General features: G+C 51.6%; 7 protein-coding genes. 3 read left to right on the forward strand and 4 right to left on the reverse strand.

The window, feature by feature from the left end; genetic code table 11:
* Window positions 1-150 precede the first annotated feature (150 nt).
* Together MXE41_RS03045 and MXE41_RS03050 are read right to left on the reverse strand one after the other, a co-directional pair.
* Complete coding sequence (locus MXE41_RS03045) at window positions 151-1716, reverse strand: hypothetical protein (protein WP_247099319.1); 1566 nt, start codon at window positions 1714-1716, stop codon at window positions 151-153.
* 174 nt (window positions 1717-1890) lie between these two features.
* Window positions 1891-2925: a hypothetical protein gene (locus tag MXE41_RS03050; protein ID WP_247099320.1), complete on the reverse strand. Its 1035-nt coding sequence runs from the start codon at window positions 2923-2925 to the stop codon at window positions 1891-1893.
* A gap of 609 nt (window positions 2926-3534) precedes the next feature.
* On the opposite strand from MXE41_RS03050, the gene MXE41_RS03055 reads away from it, so the two are divergent.
* Entirely contained in the window at window positions 3535-4497 is a 963-nt protein-coding gene (locus tag MXE41_RS03055; protein ID WP_247099321.1) for a ribokinase, read from the forward strand.
* Window positions 4498-4891: 394 nt separating this feature from the next.
* Here the strand turns inward: MXE41_RS03055 and MXE41_RS03060 are convergent, their stop codons facing one another.
* Both MXE41_RS03060 and MXE41_RS03065 read right to left on the reverse strand, forming a co-directional pair.
* The gene (locus tag MXE41_RS03060; protein WP_247099322.1) at window positions 4892-5962 is read right to left on the reverse strand and encodes a hypothetical protein; all 1071 of its coding nucleotides are present in this window, start codon (window positions 5960-5962) and stop codon (window positions 4892-4894) included.
* A 794-nt stretch (window positions 5963-6756) separates the two neighbouring features.
* Entirely contained in the window at window positions 6757-7866 is a 1110-nt protein-coding gene (locus MXE41_RS03065) for an ankyrin repeat domain-containing protein (RefSeq protein ID WP_247099323.1), read from the reverse strand.
* 1181 nt (window positions 7867-9047) lie between these two features.
* On the opposite strand from MXE41_RS03065, the gene phoA reads away from it, so the two are divergent.
* Together phoA and nhaA are read left to right on the forward strand one after the other, a co-directional pair.
* The gene (gene phoA, locus MXE41_RS03070) at window positions 9048-10505 is read left to right on the forward strand and encodes an alkaline phosphatase (protein WP_246978989.1); all 1458 of its coding nucleotides are present in this window, start codon (window positions 9048-9050) and stop codon (window positions 10503-10505) included.
* A gap of 2115 nt (window positions 10506-12620) precedes the next feature.
* The gene (gene nhaA, locus MXE41_RS03075) at window positions 12621-16706 is read left to right on the forward strand and encodes a Na+/H+ antiporter NhaA (RefSeq protein WP_247099324.1); all 4086 of its coding nucleotides are present in this window, start codon (window positions 12621-12623) and stop codon (window positions 16704-16706) included.
* Window positions 16707-16826: the final 120 nt, after the last annotated feature.

The raw sequence follows: 16826 nt of genomic DNA on the forward strand, positions 1-16826 counted from the left end.
ATGTGAATTTGTGCTTACGAGAAAGATGCTTACGGGAAAAATAGATATCACTTGAATGATAGTGTAATGGCCCCGGCGCGATCATAATTACTGTCGCGTCTGTAAGGTTTTCCAATAGCTTTTCGCAGCTGTTATGGCTGTTCGCAGACGTTACTGTTGTGGCTCTGGTGTAGCCAGATGCATAGGCAGCGCGTTGAGGTTGCGGTAGAGATCGGCGGTCAGCTCTGCAATCTCATCGTTGTCCGGAGTGGTCAGATGCTGGCGCTTGCAGGCAATATCGAAAGCATGCTGCTCAAGGTCGCTGTAGCACCAGTGCAGGCGTTCATCGTCATTGCTTCCTGATGCATAAAGAGACATCAGCCACTTTCTGTTGATTTGCTTTTGCATGGCCTCAATGAGCAGTGCGGCTTCATCTTCAGAGAGCATGTAGTCTACGCACAGTTTGACTGCAGCTTTCTGGCAGATATCAATCATGAGCTGAGCGTCATCAGGCCTGATTTTATCAAGCCCCTTGCGGGCAAGTCTGGTGGCCACAGTGCTGCCTGCAAATGCGCCTGCTATGCCTCCCACCAGTCCACCCACAGCAGTACCTGCTCCTGGAATTACCGAGCCTGCTGAGGCCCCGATTGCGGCGCAAACCAGCCAGCCACCGGTTCCTCCGGCAATACTGGCTATGTTCAGGGCTATGTTTTTAGTCAGCTGTTGCCAGGAAATTGATTTGGCAAAAATGGCCCTGTAGAAGTCAGGGGCAGTCAGTATTGCAGCTGTAACAGCACCTGAAATGACATTGGTTCTGAGCAGCGAAGATACCTGAGCTACAGCTCCGGCGCTGCTCAGTGCGCTACCGGCCGAGTATGAGGCCAGACTGTCTATGACTCTGTGTCCTACGCTGCTGCCATAAAGATTGCCCACTACACTGGTAGTGGCTCCGGCGCCTACAGCAGAAACTGAGGTGCGCAGCACCTGAGCAGTTGCTACGGAAATGAGCATAGAGGAAAGGGAGGAATTAAGAGAGCTGCGCAGATTGGTAACAAAGGCCTGCCTGATGTTCTGTCCGCCCCATATGGATAAGGCCATGCCTATGGCAAATGAAACGCCCAGTGAGCAGCTGCAGCTGACGGCATTTGTTTTGATATCAAATTTCAGCGAGTCAATATTTCCAGCACGGGCAATATTCCTAACCTGCTTGTAGCTCAGTCCGCCTTTCTTAATATTCTGCAGAATAGTATCTGGGTTTTTGATGGTTTTACCAGATGAGGTTTTGACCTTGCCCAGCTTAATCTTTTCTTTAAGGCTGGAAATAATCTGGTCGTATTGCTCTGGTGGCACCTCAACATATGAGTTGTCAAAGAGAAAGGTGCCGTCATCATCAAAGAGGGAGCGTGCGGTAGCCTCCGAGTCATCACAGTAGCGCGAGCTCACCGAGGTGATATTCAGATCAACAATATCAAAAGATCCTGCATGTCGGCTGTTGCCCGTACTGGCTTCTGGGTCGGCAGTACCGGCAGTAGCTGCAGCTGTGCCAGTACCGGTAGCGGCAGCTGCGCCAGCACCCGTAGCGGCACCTGTAGAGGAAGCCGCAGCGGCACAGCAGGCAGCAGATGCAGCCGCCTCTGATGAAGCAACTGCAGCTTCATCCTTGCCTGCATTTTTGTCTGCAGCCTTCTTTCCTTTAAAAGTTTCAGATGCTTTTTTGATGCGGGATATGATTTGCATGAGTACTACTCTTTGTCAGGGAGCTTTCCCCTGAAAGCAAGACCTGATGACGAAGCTGAAGCCACAGAGGCTGCCCTGTGACAGCCTCCTGTGAGTGCAGCTCACAGTGGCCCCTTCACCTGACAGGCGGCCTATGCTCCACAATCAGTATGGCAGCTGGTGTGACAGGGGGCGTCAGATATTGCACATGCGGGCTATCAGTGCAGGATTTATCATACACAGTGATGGAGAGCATCCGGTAATTTCCCAGACATACTTGGGAATATCATCAGGCTCATCAGTTTCAAGAAAGGCTGAGACATTGAAAGATGGAGTGTCGCTGACAAAAAGGGTGTCTCCATTGGCTCTTTGTGGCAGCAGCATAATAAGGTTAGGATCGCCGCTTTGGGCTTTGGCAAGTTCAGGTATTTCAATAATGGTGAGAGCCGGGAATGCCTCCTTTATCTCATCCATGCATATCTGAGCCAGTTCCAGTGATTTTGGGGCAAGCATAAGGACCAGAGGTTCATCGGCTTTAATTGAGCCCTGGTTTTGACTGTTAAGCCTCTCAAAGAGACTCATAATGTCGTCCATAATCATTTCCTTGCCATCCTCTTCCCTGGCCTTTTCCTTCCATAGACTTGATGGTATTACTCCAGAGGTTCTGATAGCTGCAATTGTGCAAGGGCACAGTTCAAGACTGTTGAGAAGTCCCCGGCGGCCTATTTCCCTGATGCCGTATAAAAAGATCCAGTTGGCATATGAGGCTATTGCACCTGCAGTCTTCGTCTGGATTTTTGCCAGCAGCTTAACCTCATCTGCCTCTTTCTTGCAGTTGCTGAGATCTTCCTTGAGCATTTGACCTGCATGCTGACAGCTGGCAGCTCCAAGGCTTTCGTCCTCCAGGCAGAGATTGTTAAAGGCCTCAACCTTTTCTTTGATGCTCTCATGGGTGACGTCAATCATGCCCAGCAGGGTGCTGTGATAATTGGACTTCAGACACTTGATAACGTCTGGATCGACCATATCAAACAGTGCAGTGCCCGGATGTTCACTCTTAAGGGTTTTAAGTCTGAGTGCCCAGTCTGGCTTTGGCGGTGAGCCGGCAGCGGCTCTGCCAGACGGGGCCTTATAAAGATCAGGTATGACCACGTTCTGGTATTCAAAAAAGATGCTGCAGGCGCTGTTTTTAGCTGGGATGCCATTTGCTTCAGTCTGAGCTGAGGACATAGTGCTTCCTTGTAGGTAACAAAAAGGTTTAGGGAAGAATTTTCCTAATGATAGCAAATCAGCATGCAATTCCTGCATTTGTGTCAGTCAAAGTAATGTCAGTAACAAAGCTTGTAAGACCGTGACACGACCATTCCCTTAATTAATGCCATACACAGGCCTCAAGCATCCCTGGTCAATACAGGTCAGCGGCAGGTATGCAGACCATGATGTTTTCCGGTAGTCAGCCCCAATGGCAATTGCCAGTCTCAGGAAGTCCAGGCCCCTGGCAATTGCCAGTCTCCGGAAGTCCACGCCCATGGCAATTGCCAGTCTCCTGAAGTCCAGGCCCATGGCAATTGCTGGTCTCTGGCAGGGCGGTGATATTGAAAGTGTGAAAATGGGCAAGCCTGAGCGTGCAGTCGCAACTTATAATTGTCAATACAGCTGACTTCCACAATGGGCTCATGCCTGGTCGTATGGTGAGCGTGATTTAACTGTGCAGATTGGGTAAGAGTATCTGTGCAGGCTATGGCTAAGGCCGGGTCCATGGCAGTGGCTATGGCTATGGCAGTTACTGAGGCTGAGGCTGTGGGGCTGTGTTTTCAGGTTTTATGGAGTAAAGGTAAGATGAAAGATAATTCACAGAATCTGCGCTGCTCTCAGACAGATGCTCCAGTTCTGGTTTATGGCTCATTGAATGTGGATTATGTTTACAGAGTTCCTCATTTTCTGCAGCCAGGAGAGACTTTGCATTCTCTTGACAGAAATGTTTATGCGGGCGGAAAAGGTCTTAATCAGGCTGTGGCTCTGCGCCGTGCTGGAGCTCAGGTGCGCTTTCTGGGCGCAGTTGGCAGCCAGGACGGACAGCTTCTGGTTGATACCCTCAAAAATGAGAGCATTGATCTGAGCCTGCTCAAGGTGCGTGAGGACATGGCCAGTGGTCATACCTTTATTCAGGTAGACCTCAATGGACAGAACTGCATAATGCTTTATGCAGGCGCCAACCATTCTCACAGTCGTGATGAAATTGTCAGTGCTCTTGATGGCTGTGCCAGAGGCAGCTGGGCAGTTGTGCAAAATGAGACTAATGATGTCGCCTTCTTCGTTGAGCAGGCAGCAGCACGAGGAGTTAATGTTGCCATTAACGTCTCGCCACTTGGACCTCAGATTGATCAGATTCCTCTGGAAAAGTGCCGGGTAATAATAGTCAATGAAATCGAGGGCGCAGCCCTGTCAGGTCATGGGGCAGATGATAATACTGATGACATGATGGCCTCCCTCAGAGCCCGATTTCCAAATTCCCTGGTTGTCCTTACTCTGGGCACATCAGGCTCTCTGGCAGCTGATGGCAATGGTGATGACAGCCCGGTATGCTGTGCAGCGTTTAAGGCAGAAGCCGTGGATACCACCGCAGCAGGTGATACTTTCTTTGGATACTTTATAAAATATTTAAGCTGTGGTCATACTGTTGCAGAATCCCTGACTGCAGCCAGTGCGGCTTCGGCTATTGCGGTGACCCGTTCGGGCGCTGCACCATCCATTCCACTTGCAGCAGAAACAGCAGCCTTTCTTGAGTCACACAAACAGTAGATTACTTTACAGATTCACAAAGAGAACGACTGCAGCGCTGACGGATAATACCAATCAAAGTATTTTATAAAGCATAAATGTCATTTGCGTTGTGTTATGTTTTTCCTGACAGCTGTGATGCCTGCAACATAATCTTATGAAGCTGAAAGCTCATATGGGCACCACATTTTTGATGGCTCTGTAGCACCTGTATACAGCTGTCAGTAAGCTCAATATAGCTTTTGCTGCTCCTTGAAAGACAAACGGACCTGTCAGGCAGTATGCCTGCAGGTCCGTTAATCTTTGATTTTTGCCTGGTATGGATCCGTTTATTGGGGCTGATGGCCCATGGCAGAGTTCTCAGGCTGAGTCCGTACTGAGTGGGGGCTGGCTGCTAAAAACGGGAAGCAATGAGCTACATGGTACGTGGAACTCTGACGTAGACTATCTTCTCGTAGCTGTTCTTTTTCTTGATGTGAAGTCCATTGAGCACGGGGAAGCGGGCTGAATTTTCTTTCCATTCCTTGTTGTCGGTCCAGACGTCAGCTGTGGCGGCACGAACAAAGCTGCAGGTGTTATGCAGCAGCATGCATGGTGTGCCTGCAGGCTCAATTTCAAGGTCACTGTAATTACCAAGTCCTGGACCTGCCTCTACAGTATGGCCCTCAAAAACCTCATTGAGACAGGAGCGCTGGCCCTGTTGCTTGATGTATGAGTCAAGCAGGCTGCAGCAGGCATTCTGAGGATCAAAAAGACTGGACGGGGCAAGGTCAGGGTTTGATGAGTAAATCATCTGTGAAATGATGCTGTCAAAGCTGTTATTGTTCATTGTTGAGCGCAGTCTGCAGTTAAACTGCCTGTCATCATGAACAAATGCTGTTCTGGTTACAGGATTGGACAGCAGTAAAAGAAGGGTAACAGGACGGCGATCGAGCAGGCGCAGAAAGACCGAGTAAAAGTCCTTTTTAAGCAGCGGCATGAAGTGTTCAGCCAGCTCTTTTACTGTCTGATTGTCTGTCTCCATATCAGAGCCGGACTTTAGCAGGCTGTCGATTTTACTGTCATATTCCACGATATAGGAATTTATGGAGTTAACATCATAAGCTGATGCCCCGTCTTTTGGGGCTGGGGCTGGGGACACAGACCTGGCATCATCACTGCTGGACTTGGAGTCCTGAGAGGACGACTTTACATTTGAGTCAGAGTCATCTGACAGTGCGGCAGCTGCACTTTGGGCACTGTGCTCATCAACAGTTACTTCAAAAATTCTACCCAGTTCCTGAGCAAGGCTCACCACGTCACTGTTATCAAGTGACTGTACCTTATCCAGCTCATTTGTGCAGTCATGAGCCTCAAGCCATGAGGCAAGACGGCCGCTGCGGTAGTGCTCAAGTACTGATCTTATGCTGAAGTGACTTTTCAGATCCTCAACGGTACGAGCCTCAAAGCCATCACACATAAGACTTAAGCTGGTATTGTCGTACATAATTGTCCTCTCAGGAATCATGTGTCGATAGTCTGCCTGGCATGCACGATTTTAATAAGCTGACTATGCACGGTTGCAGCTTTCACTATTTCCAGGCAAAAGGGGATGGTGCTTGAGTATTAGTCACCAAAGTCGGGTCTAAAGTTCCTGGTTTTAGCACTTTAGTAAGGAATAAATTAACGGACTTTAAAATTTTCCATGATCCAGGCCAGTGCTCACGACTCTGCTTGTGGTATTCAATGAAGGCAGATCGTTGAGATATCCGATGAAATAAGGCCCATGCTCACTTTGTTCACAACTGCGTTCATTCATCTCAGGTTAAATCAGCATGTGCATTATGGTTATACGGGGCTGAGCATGGACTGAGCAGAGCCATGAAACATGTACTCAAAAGAGGATCTGCTATGCCCGGGCACCTCTGAGCCGTATACAGTGAGTGCAGCCACTACCATGAGCTGACAGCCTGCGCCATGCGTACCAGTTGCCACAGCTGGTGCTAAACGCATCCTGTGCTGCAGCTGCCTGGTGCCACAGGCCTCGGGCCACACACGTGGTGCTGCAGCTGCCTGTTGCCTCAAACAGCAGTGGCACAGGCCTCCATTATGAAGTCAGTCGTTTTCCCGGGGCTGCAGGCAGTGCACCGAGCACAGGAAGTGCCCAGGAAACTGTAGAGCAAGGTTAGCCGCAGGTTTGTGCCTTTAAAATCAGCCGGGTTTTGGAAAGTGCTGTTATTCAGGGATAGCAGCTTGCCGGTGTCCGTGGCGGCAGCTGTGCGGTTGCGTGGGCTGTACTGGTCAGAGTTTGTATGGCTGAGGGTCAAGAGGGATGGGATCCGGGTTAAGTGCTACCCACTGTACAGCAAGCTGGCAAAGCTCCTCTAAAGTCTCGTCATCGTCATCTCCCTGGGCATGTATTGCTGAGGAGGCAGCCTTTAATCTTTCAAGCTGCTGCTTGCTTAGAGAGTTTGCTGAGGACATAAGCTCTGGCAAAGTATTGAGCATCATGCGCCACTGCCTGCTCCAGTTGGCACCTCCATTGCGCATCAGCTCGTCGCGTATCTTGCCGGTGATACGTATCACCTCTCCCTGTGCAGTAGCGGCTGAACCATGACCAGGTACCAGATAGTTCCAGAGGTCTTCGTACTGCTTCTGCCATGAGCCCTGAGCAACAGTGATAGTATCCCTGCCGTTGTGTTTTTGCATCCTTGGTGGGCGGACAGTTCCAGTAAGAGCACAGAGCTCATCAAGAGCCTCATCTGTCTTGGGCAGCATGTCCTTATTAAAGGAATCACGGTAAAACTCAAAGCTCTGGGCAAGACGCTCAATACTCTCCTTCATCTTAGGGGTAACAGGCACTCCCTTTGAAGTCAGCAGCTTTGCTGAGGCTGCAAGAGGGATTATGCCCACATTGCTGCAGGAAAGCATGGCCTCTTCAAGAGGGCTTTGACCTCTGTCATTGAGGGCATTGAGATCAGCTCCGTGCTCGACCAGCAATCTGACAGCCTCAGCCTTGCCATTGCCAAGAGCTCTGTGCAGCGGAGTTGTTCCATAATTATCCGCTCTGTTTACATCAGCTCCCAGCTCTATAAGTACACTCACCATGGCAGTTCCGGCGCCGGCATGAATGTGAAGAGGAGTGCGTCCATAGTAGTCAGGGGTATTGATATCAAGACCCTGATCGCAAAGCCAGCGGGCAAGTTCCTCATTAAGAGCATAGGCATGCAGGGCTGTAGAGCATGATTTTGAGCTGTCATACCTGGCATTAAGGGCGCACTTGCTGTACACCTCCATAATCTGAGCATTGTCACCGGCATCAAGAAGTTCAAGAAAGTTCTTTGGCAGGGTTTTTCTTTTGGCAGCCATGGTTGCTCCTTTGTCTCTTTTCCTTGAAGTTTTCTTACTCATCTTGCCCGGCATGCTGGCCAGGCAAGGCATGCTTGCCAGGGCCAGGAGCTGGACATGAATGCCATGTACGGCCATGCCACAGCCTGTCATGCGACATGATGAAATGTCATTAAGCATTATGAGTTGCTATGCGAGGCATTGTCGGCACTTCAGCGCTTAGCATGGTGCAGCCGTACTGCGCACAGCAGGGGATGATGCCCGGCTGGTGTCTGGCCGTGATCTCATATGCGGCATCCTGCCTTGCCTGAGGCATACCTGTCCATTCCGTGATTGATGGTGCTGAGTCTGTACTTTGGGTTGTCAGCAGGGGATTCAATCGTATATCAGCTCAGATGAGTGACAATTATAGCCTGGTCATTACAAGTGGCTGCCTGCTTTGCTGGCAGCAGGGCTGAGCAACAGAGCAGGACTGCAATGCTGAACCGCAGATCCGAGCATGGCGGAGCGGCATCTACTGGCATGGCTGCAGGGATGAGCTGCAGAGCCGTGCATATCTGAGCAGCAGCTACGGGCATGGCTGAGCTGAGCTGCAGCGCCTGGCATGGCTGCAGGGGAATTCCGTCAGATGACTTTTTCTGTGCGTGCTTCTGTCCTTATCAGAGGTGATGAGCTCGGGAATTTAGGAAGGACAGGGAGCAAAGCCGGGAACAGGGAAGGGGATGGCAGGCGGAGGATGAGGGTAAGGTCTTCGTCAGGCAGGTCAGCTGACCATGGTGTAATTACCTGGATTTAACAATTTGTTTTGTGTGACAGCAGGTGGCCTTTAAGGGCGCTGGTATCTGGAGTGCCTTATAAAATAGCGGGTATTGAGGGCCTATAGCTATAACATTATGCATGTGCCGCTTAACAATTTTCCTGAAAGTTTAACTGAAGTTTTACAATCACGTCCTTTGCGCTTAACAGAGGCTGCTTATCATGCCTGCAACAAAACGATGACCTGAGGGCCGCACTTCCTGAATGTGTGTGGGCGGCCTCAAGCAGGGCGTGAGTCCCTGCATCAGACCTTGCAGTCATGGCTTATTTCCCATCTCCTGAGGGAAGTCAAGTGCAGGGCTGACTGACAGAGCAGCGTTTGTCTTTTGCCTCCCGCAGCTGACGGTTCAGATGCGCAGGGTCCTGGCATGAAGACAGAGCTGAATGTCAGGTCAAGGTCGATTTAGTGCAACTAAAGGATTTGAATTATGAAGCTCAACCGTTCAACTCTGGCCAAAGCTGTTGCCGTTGCTGCAGCTGCCTGCGTGATTTCTGCCTGTAACTCCAACACTCAGACTGCTGCAGTAGATGATTCTGCTCTGTATGTACGTCAGGCTGCAGGTGATATCACTCAGTTTGCAGGCGCCCGTCGTATTCAGGACAACCAGACTGAGCTGTACGAGAATGTTCTGGCTCTGGCCAAAAAAGAGCACGCCAAGAATGTAATTCTTCTGATTGGTGATGGTATGGGTGACAGCGAAATCACAGCTGCCCGTAACTTTGCCAAGGGTGCAGGTGGCTACTTTGAGGGTATCGATTCCCTGCCATTTACCGGTCAGTACACCCACTACTCACTGCATAAGGGCAGCAGCAAGCCTGATTATGTAACCGACTCTGCAGCCTCAGCTACTGCATGGTCCTCCGGTGTAAAGAGCTATAACGGCGCTATCGGTGTTGACACCTACGGCAAGCCACACATGACTCTGCTTGAGCTTGCCAAGGCCAACGGCCTTGCTACCGGTGACGTATCGACAGCCGAGATTCAGGATGCTACCCCTGCAGCCATGCTTGCTCACGTTGAGCACCGTAAGTGCTACGGCCCTGAGGCTACCGCTGCCAAGTGCCCTGCTCAGGCTCTGGAAAACGGCGGTGCCGGTTCCATCTCCGAGCAGCTGCTGGCTCTTCGTCCTGACGTAGTTCTGGGCGGTGGTGCCGCAACCTTCAAGGAGAAAGCACGTGGCGGTCAGTACAAGGGCAAGACCTTATTCCAGCAGGCTCAGGAGCGCGGCTACCAGCTCGTATCTGACCTCAATGGCCTCAACTCCATTACCGCTGCCAACCAGGATACCCCGGTTCTTGGTCTGTTTGCCGAGGGCAACATGCCAATCCGTCTTAAGGGTCCACAGGCCTCCAAGTACGGCAACCTCAAGAAGCCAGTAGTTCAGTGTGAGGTTAATGCCGAGCGCGGTGCCAACGTTCCTACCCTGGCCCAGATGACCTCGAAGGCTATTGAGCTGCTGTCCGTAAATGAGAAGGGTTTCTTCCTGCAGGTTGAAGGCGCATCTATCGACAAGCAGGCTCACGCTTCCAACCCATGCGGCCAGTTCGGTGAGACCATGGATCTTGATGAGGCTGTTCAGGTTGCCATGGAGTTTGCCAAAAAGGATGGCAACACTCTGGTTATCGTAACCGCTGACCACGCACACGCCACTCAGATTGTTTACCCTGATACCAAGGCCCCAGGCTGGACTCAGGCCGTTATGACCGCTGACGGCTCTCCAATGACCATTTCTTACGGCAACTCTGAAGACATCGATGATGCCGGCCACACTGGCGCTCAGCTGCGTGTAGCCGCCTACGGTCCAGGTGCCCTGCGTGTAGTAGGCCTTACCGACCAGACCGACATCTTCTTCACCATCCGTGACACTCTTCAGCTCAAGAACTAAGAGCAATTAACAGTTACACAGCGTAGTCAGGTCAGGAAACACCGGGAAGTCCCGGAATGCGCAGAACGCTCTGCCAGACCGTAATCACAACCGACGCCTGACTTGCCCCTTTTCAGATTTCAGGAAAAGACTTATCCCAAGGCTCGCCGATCTGCACTTCGACGGGCCTTTTTAGTTTCCTGAAAAAGTACATCCATGGCTCGCCGAGCCGCAATTCGACGTGCCTTTGCACTTTTGAGCAGAGCTCATCCATGGGCACTCCGAACCACGTTTCTAGAGGCTTTCTCAATGTAACGTCACTGCAAGCTTGAGCATAGAGTCGTGACTGCGAGTCTGTGCCTTGCGCGGGCTATTGAGGATGTAAGGCACGGCAGGGGCTGCTGTCGGGGCTATGATTTTGCAATACTGCGGTGTTATCCAGTGCAGGGCTGACCGCCTGGCTTATGTGATGGTTTTGCAACAATAAGATCAACTGAAAAAAATAAGCGCCATACAGGCCAAACGGGCCTCTCAGGTATGACCTGACCTGCTCCTCCCACGGGCCTGTACTGGACCTGTGTATGTAGTTGAGCTCGGTCCGGGCGCATTTTTGTGCGGATCGTTTGCAAGTTCTGTTGAGCAGTTAACAGCAAATGAGCTTAAGCGCGTTTTGCTCTGATGGTGAGATTCCGTAGCATGAAGGGAAAAGAAGGACTGTTTTGTGAATAAAAATATGGTGATTTTAACTATGTCAATACAATTGTCCGGATAAAGACCACTGGTATGCTGGCAACGTCCTGGATTATTTTCAGAACCGTCTTTTTATTGCTGTGGAAAAATGGGACAATGGTCCAACAGATCAAAGATTTCTGCGTTCAGCCAGGGTTTTCAGTTCACTCTCACTTCACTACCGATTTCGGATTCCATGTGCCAGGAGTTTCAGGCCTTTTGTGAGTGTGACTGCTCCTGAAAAGCATCAAGGCTGTAGCTCAATGCCGTTTATTTTTTGTTCCCGTCAGCCGTTGGGCTGACCCCCGTCTTTCGCTGTATTCCCCTTTTCATGTACTCACAGATTGTATCTGAGCCCGTGGCTTTATCAGTCCTGTCCAGATGCGAACCGTTTCAGCATGCCTGGCCCATTGCGCCTGTGTAATGTCTGCCTGAAATGAGCCGGTAACAGCAAGACAGGGAACATGATTACAGTAGCTGTGGATAATACTGAAAGTAATGTCTTCAATGCTTATGCGGCCCTCATTTACGGGCTGAGTCTGCCTTTAAGACAGATCTGATGTCCATATCCATATTCCGGAGCTGTGCCGGAGTGCAGTTACAGAGGGCTTAGAGCCGCTTTTTGCAAAATAAGGTCAAGTTCAACCATTCGTATATCACGCCTCCGGCCCGATCAGTGCCGGAAGTACAGACATGACAGCTGTATCAATTCGTATCTGGCTGAGTTCCGGTTCAGGTGCTCAGATACGCTCCTGTACTGGCTGTCCTGTACTGGCACTGCATGTGCTTATACTTTCCTGAATGCATTTTCTTGCGTTTGTCTTTTGGCAGTTTCAGTCAAACAAAGGGCTGTCATTCCTTTTCTGATTTAGTCGGTTCAGGCTAATCACCTCCTGGCTGACCTCATTGCTGATCAATCATTACCTCTGTTTTTTCTCTTTCCGACGCTGTGCTAAACAGGCTGCGCTGGCAGCTGTACACCGGGATGGAGCTGCAGCTATGCACTGCAGTTTCGTTTATGCGTGCGGAGATCAAATTTGTGTATGTCTTTTGAGCATATGCTGCCCTGCCATTTCTGGCTGTAACTCAGGTCAGGACAAGGCAGGCTGTAAAATCCCCAGGAGAGCATCATTACAGCTGTATTTTTACAGTTGTAATTCTTTCAGTGTTTGAAAATGATGTAATGCCGGGCATGCTGCCATAGCCATGGGGCTCAGGGCAGATACAGTGCAGTTTATGCAACGGATCCTGCAGTAACAGTGTTTTATTACTGTTTCTGTAACCGGACCGTGAGGAAAGGTGTGCAGGGCAGATGTGGGATAACACTTAGATGGGGCCAGTCCGGTGGCGCTCTCAGTAAGGAGTGGCAGGAGTTTTAATATCGTCTTGTATTAGGTCATACTCAAGATGAAAGTGTTATCCAACATCAAGGTAACCCTGCCTCGCGCTTTCGACAGGATTACCCACAATGACGCCACCGGTGGCGTTATCATGCTCATATGTACTGTTCTGGCTCTGATTTTACAGAACGGTTCATACTCTACATCCTACCGTCACTGGATCGAAATGAATGCCGGTATTGTGTTTGGTAATTTCGAGCTCATCAAGCCTTTACTGCTGTGGATTAACGACGGTCTGATCACCATATTCTTCTTTGCTATTGGTCTGCAGCTCAAGGTTGAGTTCATCAAGGGCCATCTGTCCAACCCGCGCAATATCATTCTGCCAAGTATTGCGGCCATTGCCGGTATTATTACGCCGTCACTGTGCTTCATGGCTTTTAACTTCCATGATGAATATGCAATGCGCGGCTGGGCTATCCCAACGTCTACTGATACTGCCTTCTCGGTTGCACTGCTGTTGCTGCTGGGCAGCCGCGTGCCTGGCTCGCTGAAGATCTTCCTGCTTTCCATGGCTATCTTCGACGATATTGGCGCCATTATCGTAATTGCAATTTTCTACACCTCAGAGCTGTCCATTCCGGCTATTATCCTGGCTTCATTTGCAACTCTGGGACTGCTTATTCTCAATTACTTTGGCGTAGCCCGCCGAGTGCTCTATCTCATCTTCGGCATAATTCTCTGGTTCTCCATTTTAAAGAGCGGCATGCATGCCACTCTTGCAGGTATCATCACCGCATTCTGCATTCCAATGAAGAGTGCCCGTGGCGAGATGATGGTGGAGCCTATTTCCGACAGTCTGAAGATGTGGGTAGCACTGCTGGTGCTGCCAGTATTTACCCTGGCCAATGCCGGTATCGATCTGTCAATGATTGATATCAAGGACTTCTTTGCTCCGGTAAGCCTTGGTATTTTCACCGGTCTGTTTATTGGCAAGCCTCTGGGTATCTTCTTTACCGTATGGCTTGCCATCAAGATAAAGCTGGTAAAAATGCCGTCAGATGCCTCCATGCTGCAGATTTATGGTGTGTGTATCCTGACCGGCATCGGTTTCTCCATGTCAATGTTCATTGACTCCCTTGCCTATCAGGGAAGCAATGTCTTTAACTATGCCGATTCCCTGGCCATTCTGGTAGGCTCACTGTTCTCCGGAACCTATGGTTACTTCTTCCTGCGCTATGTGGCCTGTAAGGTCAATGTAATTGAGTACCGTCCATGGCTGCCTGGTCCTGAGGGTTATAAGGGTACTGCCCGTACCGCCAATCTCTACAATCTGGAGAAGCCTGTTCAGGGTCCTTCTTCTGTTGCTCCTACCGCTGCTCTGGTTGCTGAGGCCAATGCCCGTACCATGGCCGCCGCTGAGGCTGCCGCCGCAGCTGCCGCTGCCGCCGCCGCTGCTGCTGAGGCTGCCAAAGCTGCTGCAGAAAGCGAGGATGAGGATGACGATCAGATTCGTGCCAAGGTCCAGCTGGCTGCTGCTAAGGCCGCTGCTGCTGCCGCCAGTGCTGCTGTATCCACCTCCAGGCTTGATGACTCGGAAGATGAGGACACCAAGGAAGTAGCCGCCGCTGCACTTGAAGCAGCAGGAAAGGCCGCTGAGGTTGCTGCAGAAGTAGCTGCCGAGGTCGAAGAGGATCTCAAGGAACAAGAAGAGTCATCTGATGACGATTCTGAAAAGTCCTATAAGTCCGCCAAGGGTGACAAGTCTGCAAAGAGCGACAAGTCCGGCAAGAGCGATAAGTCTGGCAAGGCTGAAAAGGCATCCCTTGATGACGGTGAAGACTCTGATGACGACAGTGATGATGCCGGGAAGGAAGAGCGCAAAGAAGGCGCAGCCTCCATTATCGGTGCTACCACTCAGGCTGCTCAGGCTGCTACCAAGGTGGTTGCCAAGGTCGTAAGCGCTGTTATTTCCGACAAGGATGACAAGGACGATGACGACAAGTCCGGCAAGGGTGACAAGTCCGGCAAGGCTGACAAGTCTGACAAGGGTGACAAGTCCGACAAGTCAGGTAAGGCTGACAAGTCCGCCAGGGACAGCAAGTCAGATAAGGATGGCAAGACCGACAAGTCAGCAAAAGTAACCACTGGCACTGGCAAGAAGGGAGTAACCGCTCTGCGTGCCGATGGCCTTGATGACAGTGATGAGCCACAGACCATTATTGCTGTTGATTCAGTAGGTATGGCCAAGGTTCACAAGGTCGAACAGCCAGCCCGTCCTGCCGCAGAAAGCGCCGATGGCCTCAACGCCGCCGACATTGCCCCTGATGAGGTAGCAGAGCACGAGCGTGAAATTCACGGTGATGAAGCTGCATCTGCAACCAGGTCTGCAGGCAAGGCCGACAGTGGTGACCGCCGCTTTGACAAGGCAGCCGCCGACAGCGCTGCTGACAGGTCTGCTTCAGCCGCGCAAAAGGCCTCTGCAACTGCCGACGGTTCTGACAGTTCCGACAGGGACGCTAAGGACAGTGCCCAGAAGACTGACAGGGGTGATGATACCGGTACTGCAGTCAAGGCTGATTCTGCATCAGGTCCTTCCCTGGCCGCCGACACTGGCGCAGGAACTTCTGACAGTTCAGAGTCTGACTCTGAGGGCAGAAAGGGCGATGACGCTGGCTCTGACAAGGATGCTAAGGATGCTGACGAAAAGTCAGCTGACGACGGCTCCGAGAAGAAGGGCAAGAAGAAGCCTCTGAGCGATGATCCTGTCGAAAGACAGAAGCAGTACAACGAAGAGTACATGCGCAAGATCGCCAGCTCTGTAGCTTCCCACATCGAGAAGATTGCAGAGGAAAAGGCCAGGGCTCGTGCCCCTGTAGCCAATGTGGCTGAGCTGATTGCCCGTGCCCGTGGCATCGATGAAGCCATTCACCGTGAAACGGACAATGCTCCTCAGACCCGTGAGGAAAAGGCTGCTGCCAAGGCAGCTGCCAAGGAAGAAAAGGCCGCCGCCAAGGCTGCTGCCAAGGAGGAAAAGGCCGCCGCCAAGGCTGCTGCCAAGGAAGAAAAAGCCGCTGCTAAATCTGCTGCCAAAGAGGAAAAGGCTGCAGCCAAAGGAGCTGCCAAAGACGATAAGGCAGCTGCAGCAGAAGTAGCCTCGACTTCAGCTCCGGCAGAGTCTCATGCAGAGTCTCAGGCAACTGAGACTGGCGCGCCGGCTGCTTCAGCCGCCTCCGCTGCACCAGCTGCCTCCGCTGCACCTGCTGCCCCTGTCTCTGGCACCCAGGAAACCGGGGCCCAGCAGGCCCTGGCTGCAGCTGAGCCTGTTTCTGTCGCAGCAGCAACTCCGGCTGCACAGCCAGAGGGTGAAGGCCAGCAGGCAACGCCGGCTCAGGACAGTCAGACTGCTGATAAGGCCGAGCCTGCAGCAGTAAAGGAGAACATTACTCCACTGCTTGCCCCTGAGCAGGACGAGGAAGCAAAGTCAGCCTCAGATCAGCTTGATCATGACTCTGACAGCTACACTGGTCTGAATGCCGCTATGGCAGCAGCCGCTGCCATGGCCGCTGCTAATGCTGAACCTGCAGAGCATGCTCCAGCTGGAGCCACGGCAGCTGAGGTCGAGCCGCTTAAAGTCTCGGACATTCTTCCTGACATTGAGCAGTCCCCTGCAGTGAGCGCCACCGCAGCTGCAGCATCCGCCAGCGCTCCGGCAGAATCGGCTGATTCAGGCGCAGACAGCGGCAGGAGTCAGGCTTATGAGGGACTGTCAGGACAGATAAAGGCCACTGAGAGCGATGAGCTCAAGGCACCTGACTTTTTCCAGAACGTGCTGACAGGCAAGGCTCAGGGCAAGCAGGAGGTAACTCCTCTGACTGTTGATGAGCTGGTGTCTGCACCGGCGAGCAATGCCGAACTGAGCAGCTCAGCCATGACTCAGACCATGACTGCGATGGGTGAGCAGGGCAGCGTAACAGCCGTAGCAGCTGATCAGGCATCAGGAAGCGCTGCTGAACAAAAGGCAGATGCCGAAAGTTCAGACAGGGCCACCGGCGACGCCGAACCTGCAAAAGCTGACTCAGGCCGCCCGGAGGAAAAAGAGGGCGGTATGCTCAAGAAGATCTCAGGTCTTATCAAAAAGCCTAAGGTCTAAACTCTGAGCCCGCCTGAGAGTTCCGGCCCGGCCTTTAAGGCCGGCGCCGGAATCTCAGAACCAGAAAAATCGATTCTTTAAAAACCACAAAGCCCATAACCGCTAAACCGGTCATGGGCT

The organism is Anaerobiospirillum sp. NML120449 (genome assembly GCF_023051105.1).
In the GTDB taxonomy this organism is placed as follows: Bacteria; Pseudomonadota; Gammaproteobacteria; order Enterobacterales; family Succinivibrionaceae; genus Anaerobiospirillum.

Bases quoted from the DNA above. Each gene is read 5' to 3' on its own strand.
- phoA (WP_246978989.1), top strand. From the start codon at position 9,048: ATGAAGCTCAACCGTTCAACTCTGGCCAAAGCTGTTGCCGTTGCTGCA.
- nhaA (WP_247099324.1), top strand. From the start codon at position 12,621: ATGAAAGTGTTATCCAACATCAAGGTAACCCTGCCTCGCGCTTTCGAC.
- MXE41_RS03050 (WP_247099320.1), bottom strand. From the start codon at position 2,925: ATGTCCTCAGCTCAGACTGAAGCAAATGGCATCCCAGCTAAAAACAGC.
- MXE41_RS03060 (WP_247099322.1), bottom strand. From the start codon at position 5,962: ATGTACGACAATACCAGCTTAAGTCTTATGTGTGATGGCTTTGAGGCT.
- MXE41_RS03055 (WP_247099321.1), top strand. From the start codon at position 3,535: ATGAAAGATAATTCACAGAATCTGCGCTGCTCTCAGACAGATGCTCCA.
- MXE41_RS03045 (WP_247099319.1), bottom strand. From the start codon at position 1,716: ATGCAAATCATATCCCGCATCAAAAAAGCATCTGAAACTTTTAAAGGA.
- MXE41_RS03065 (WP_247099323.1), bottom strand. From the start codon at position 7,866: ATGAGTAAGAAAACTTCAAGGAAAAGAGACAAAGGAGCAACCATGGCT.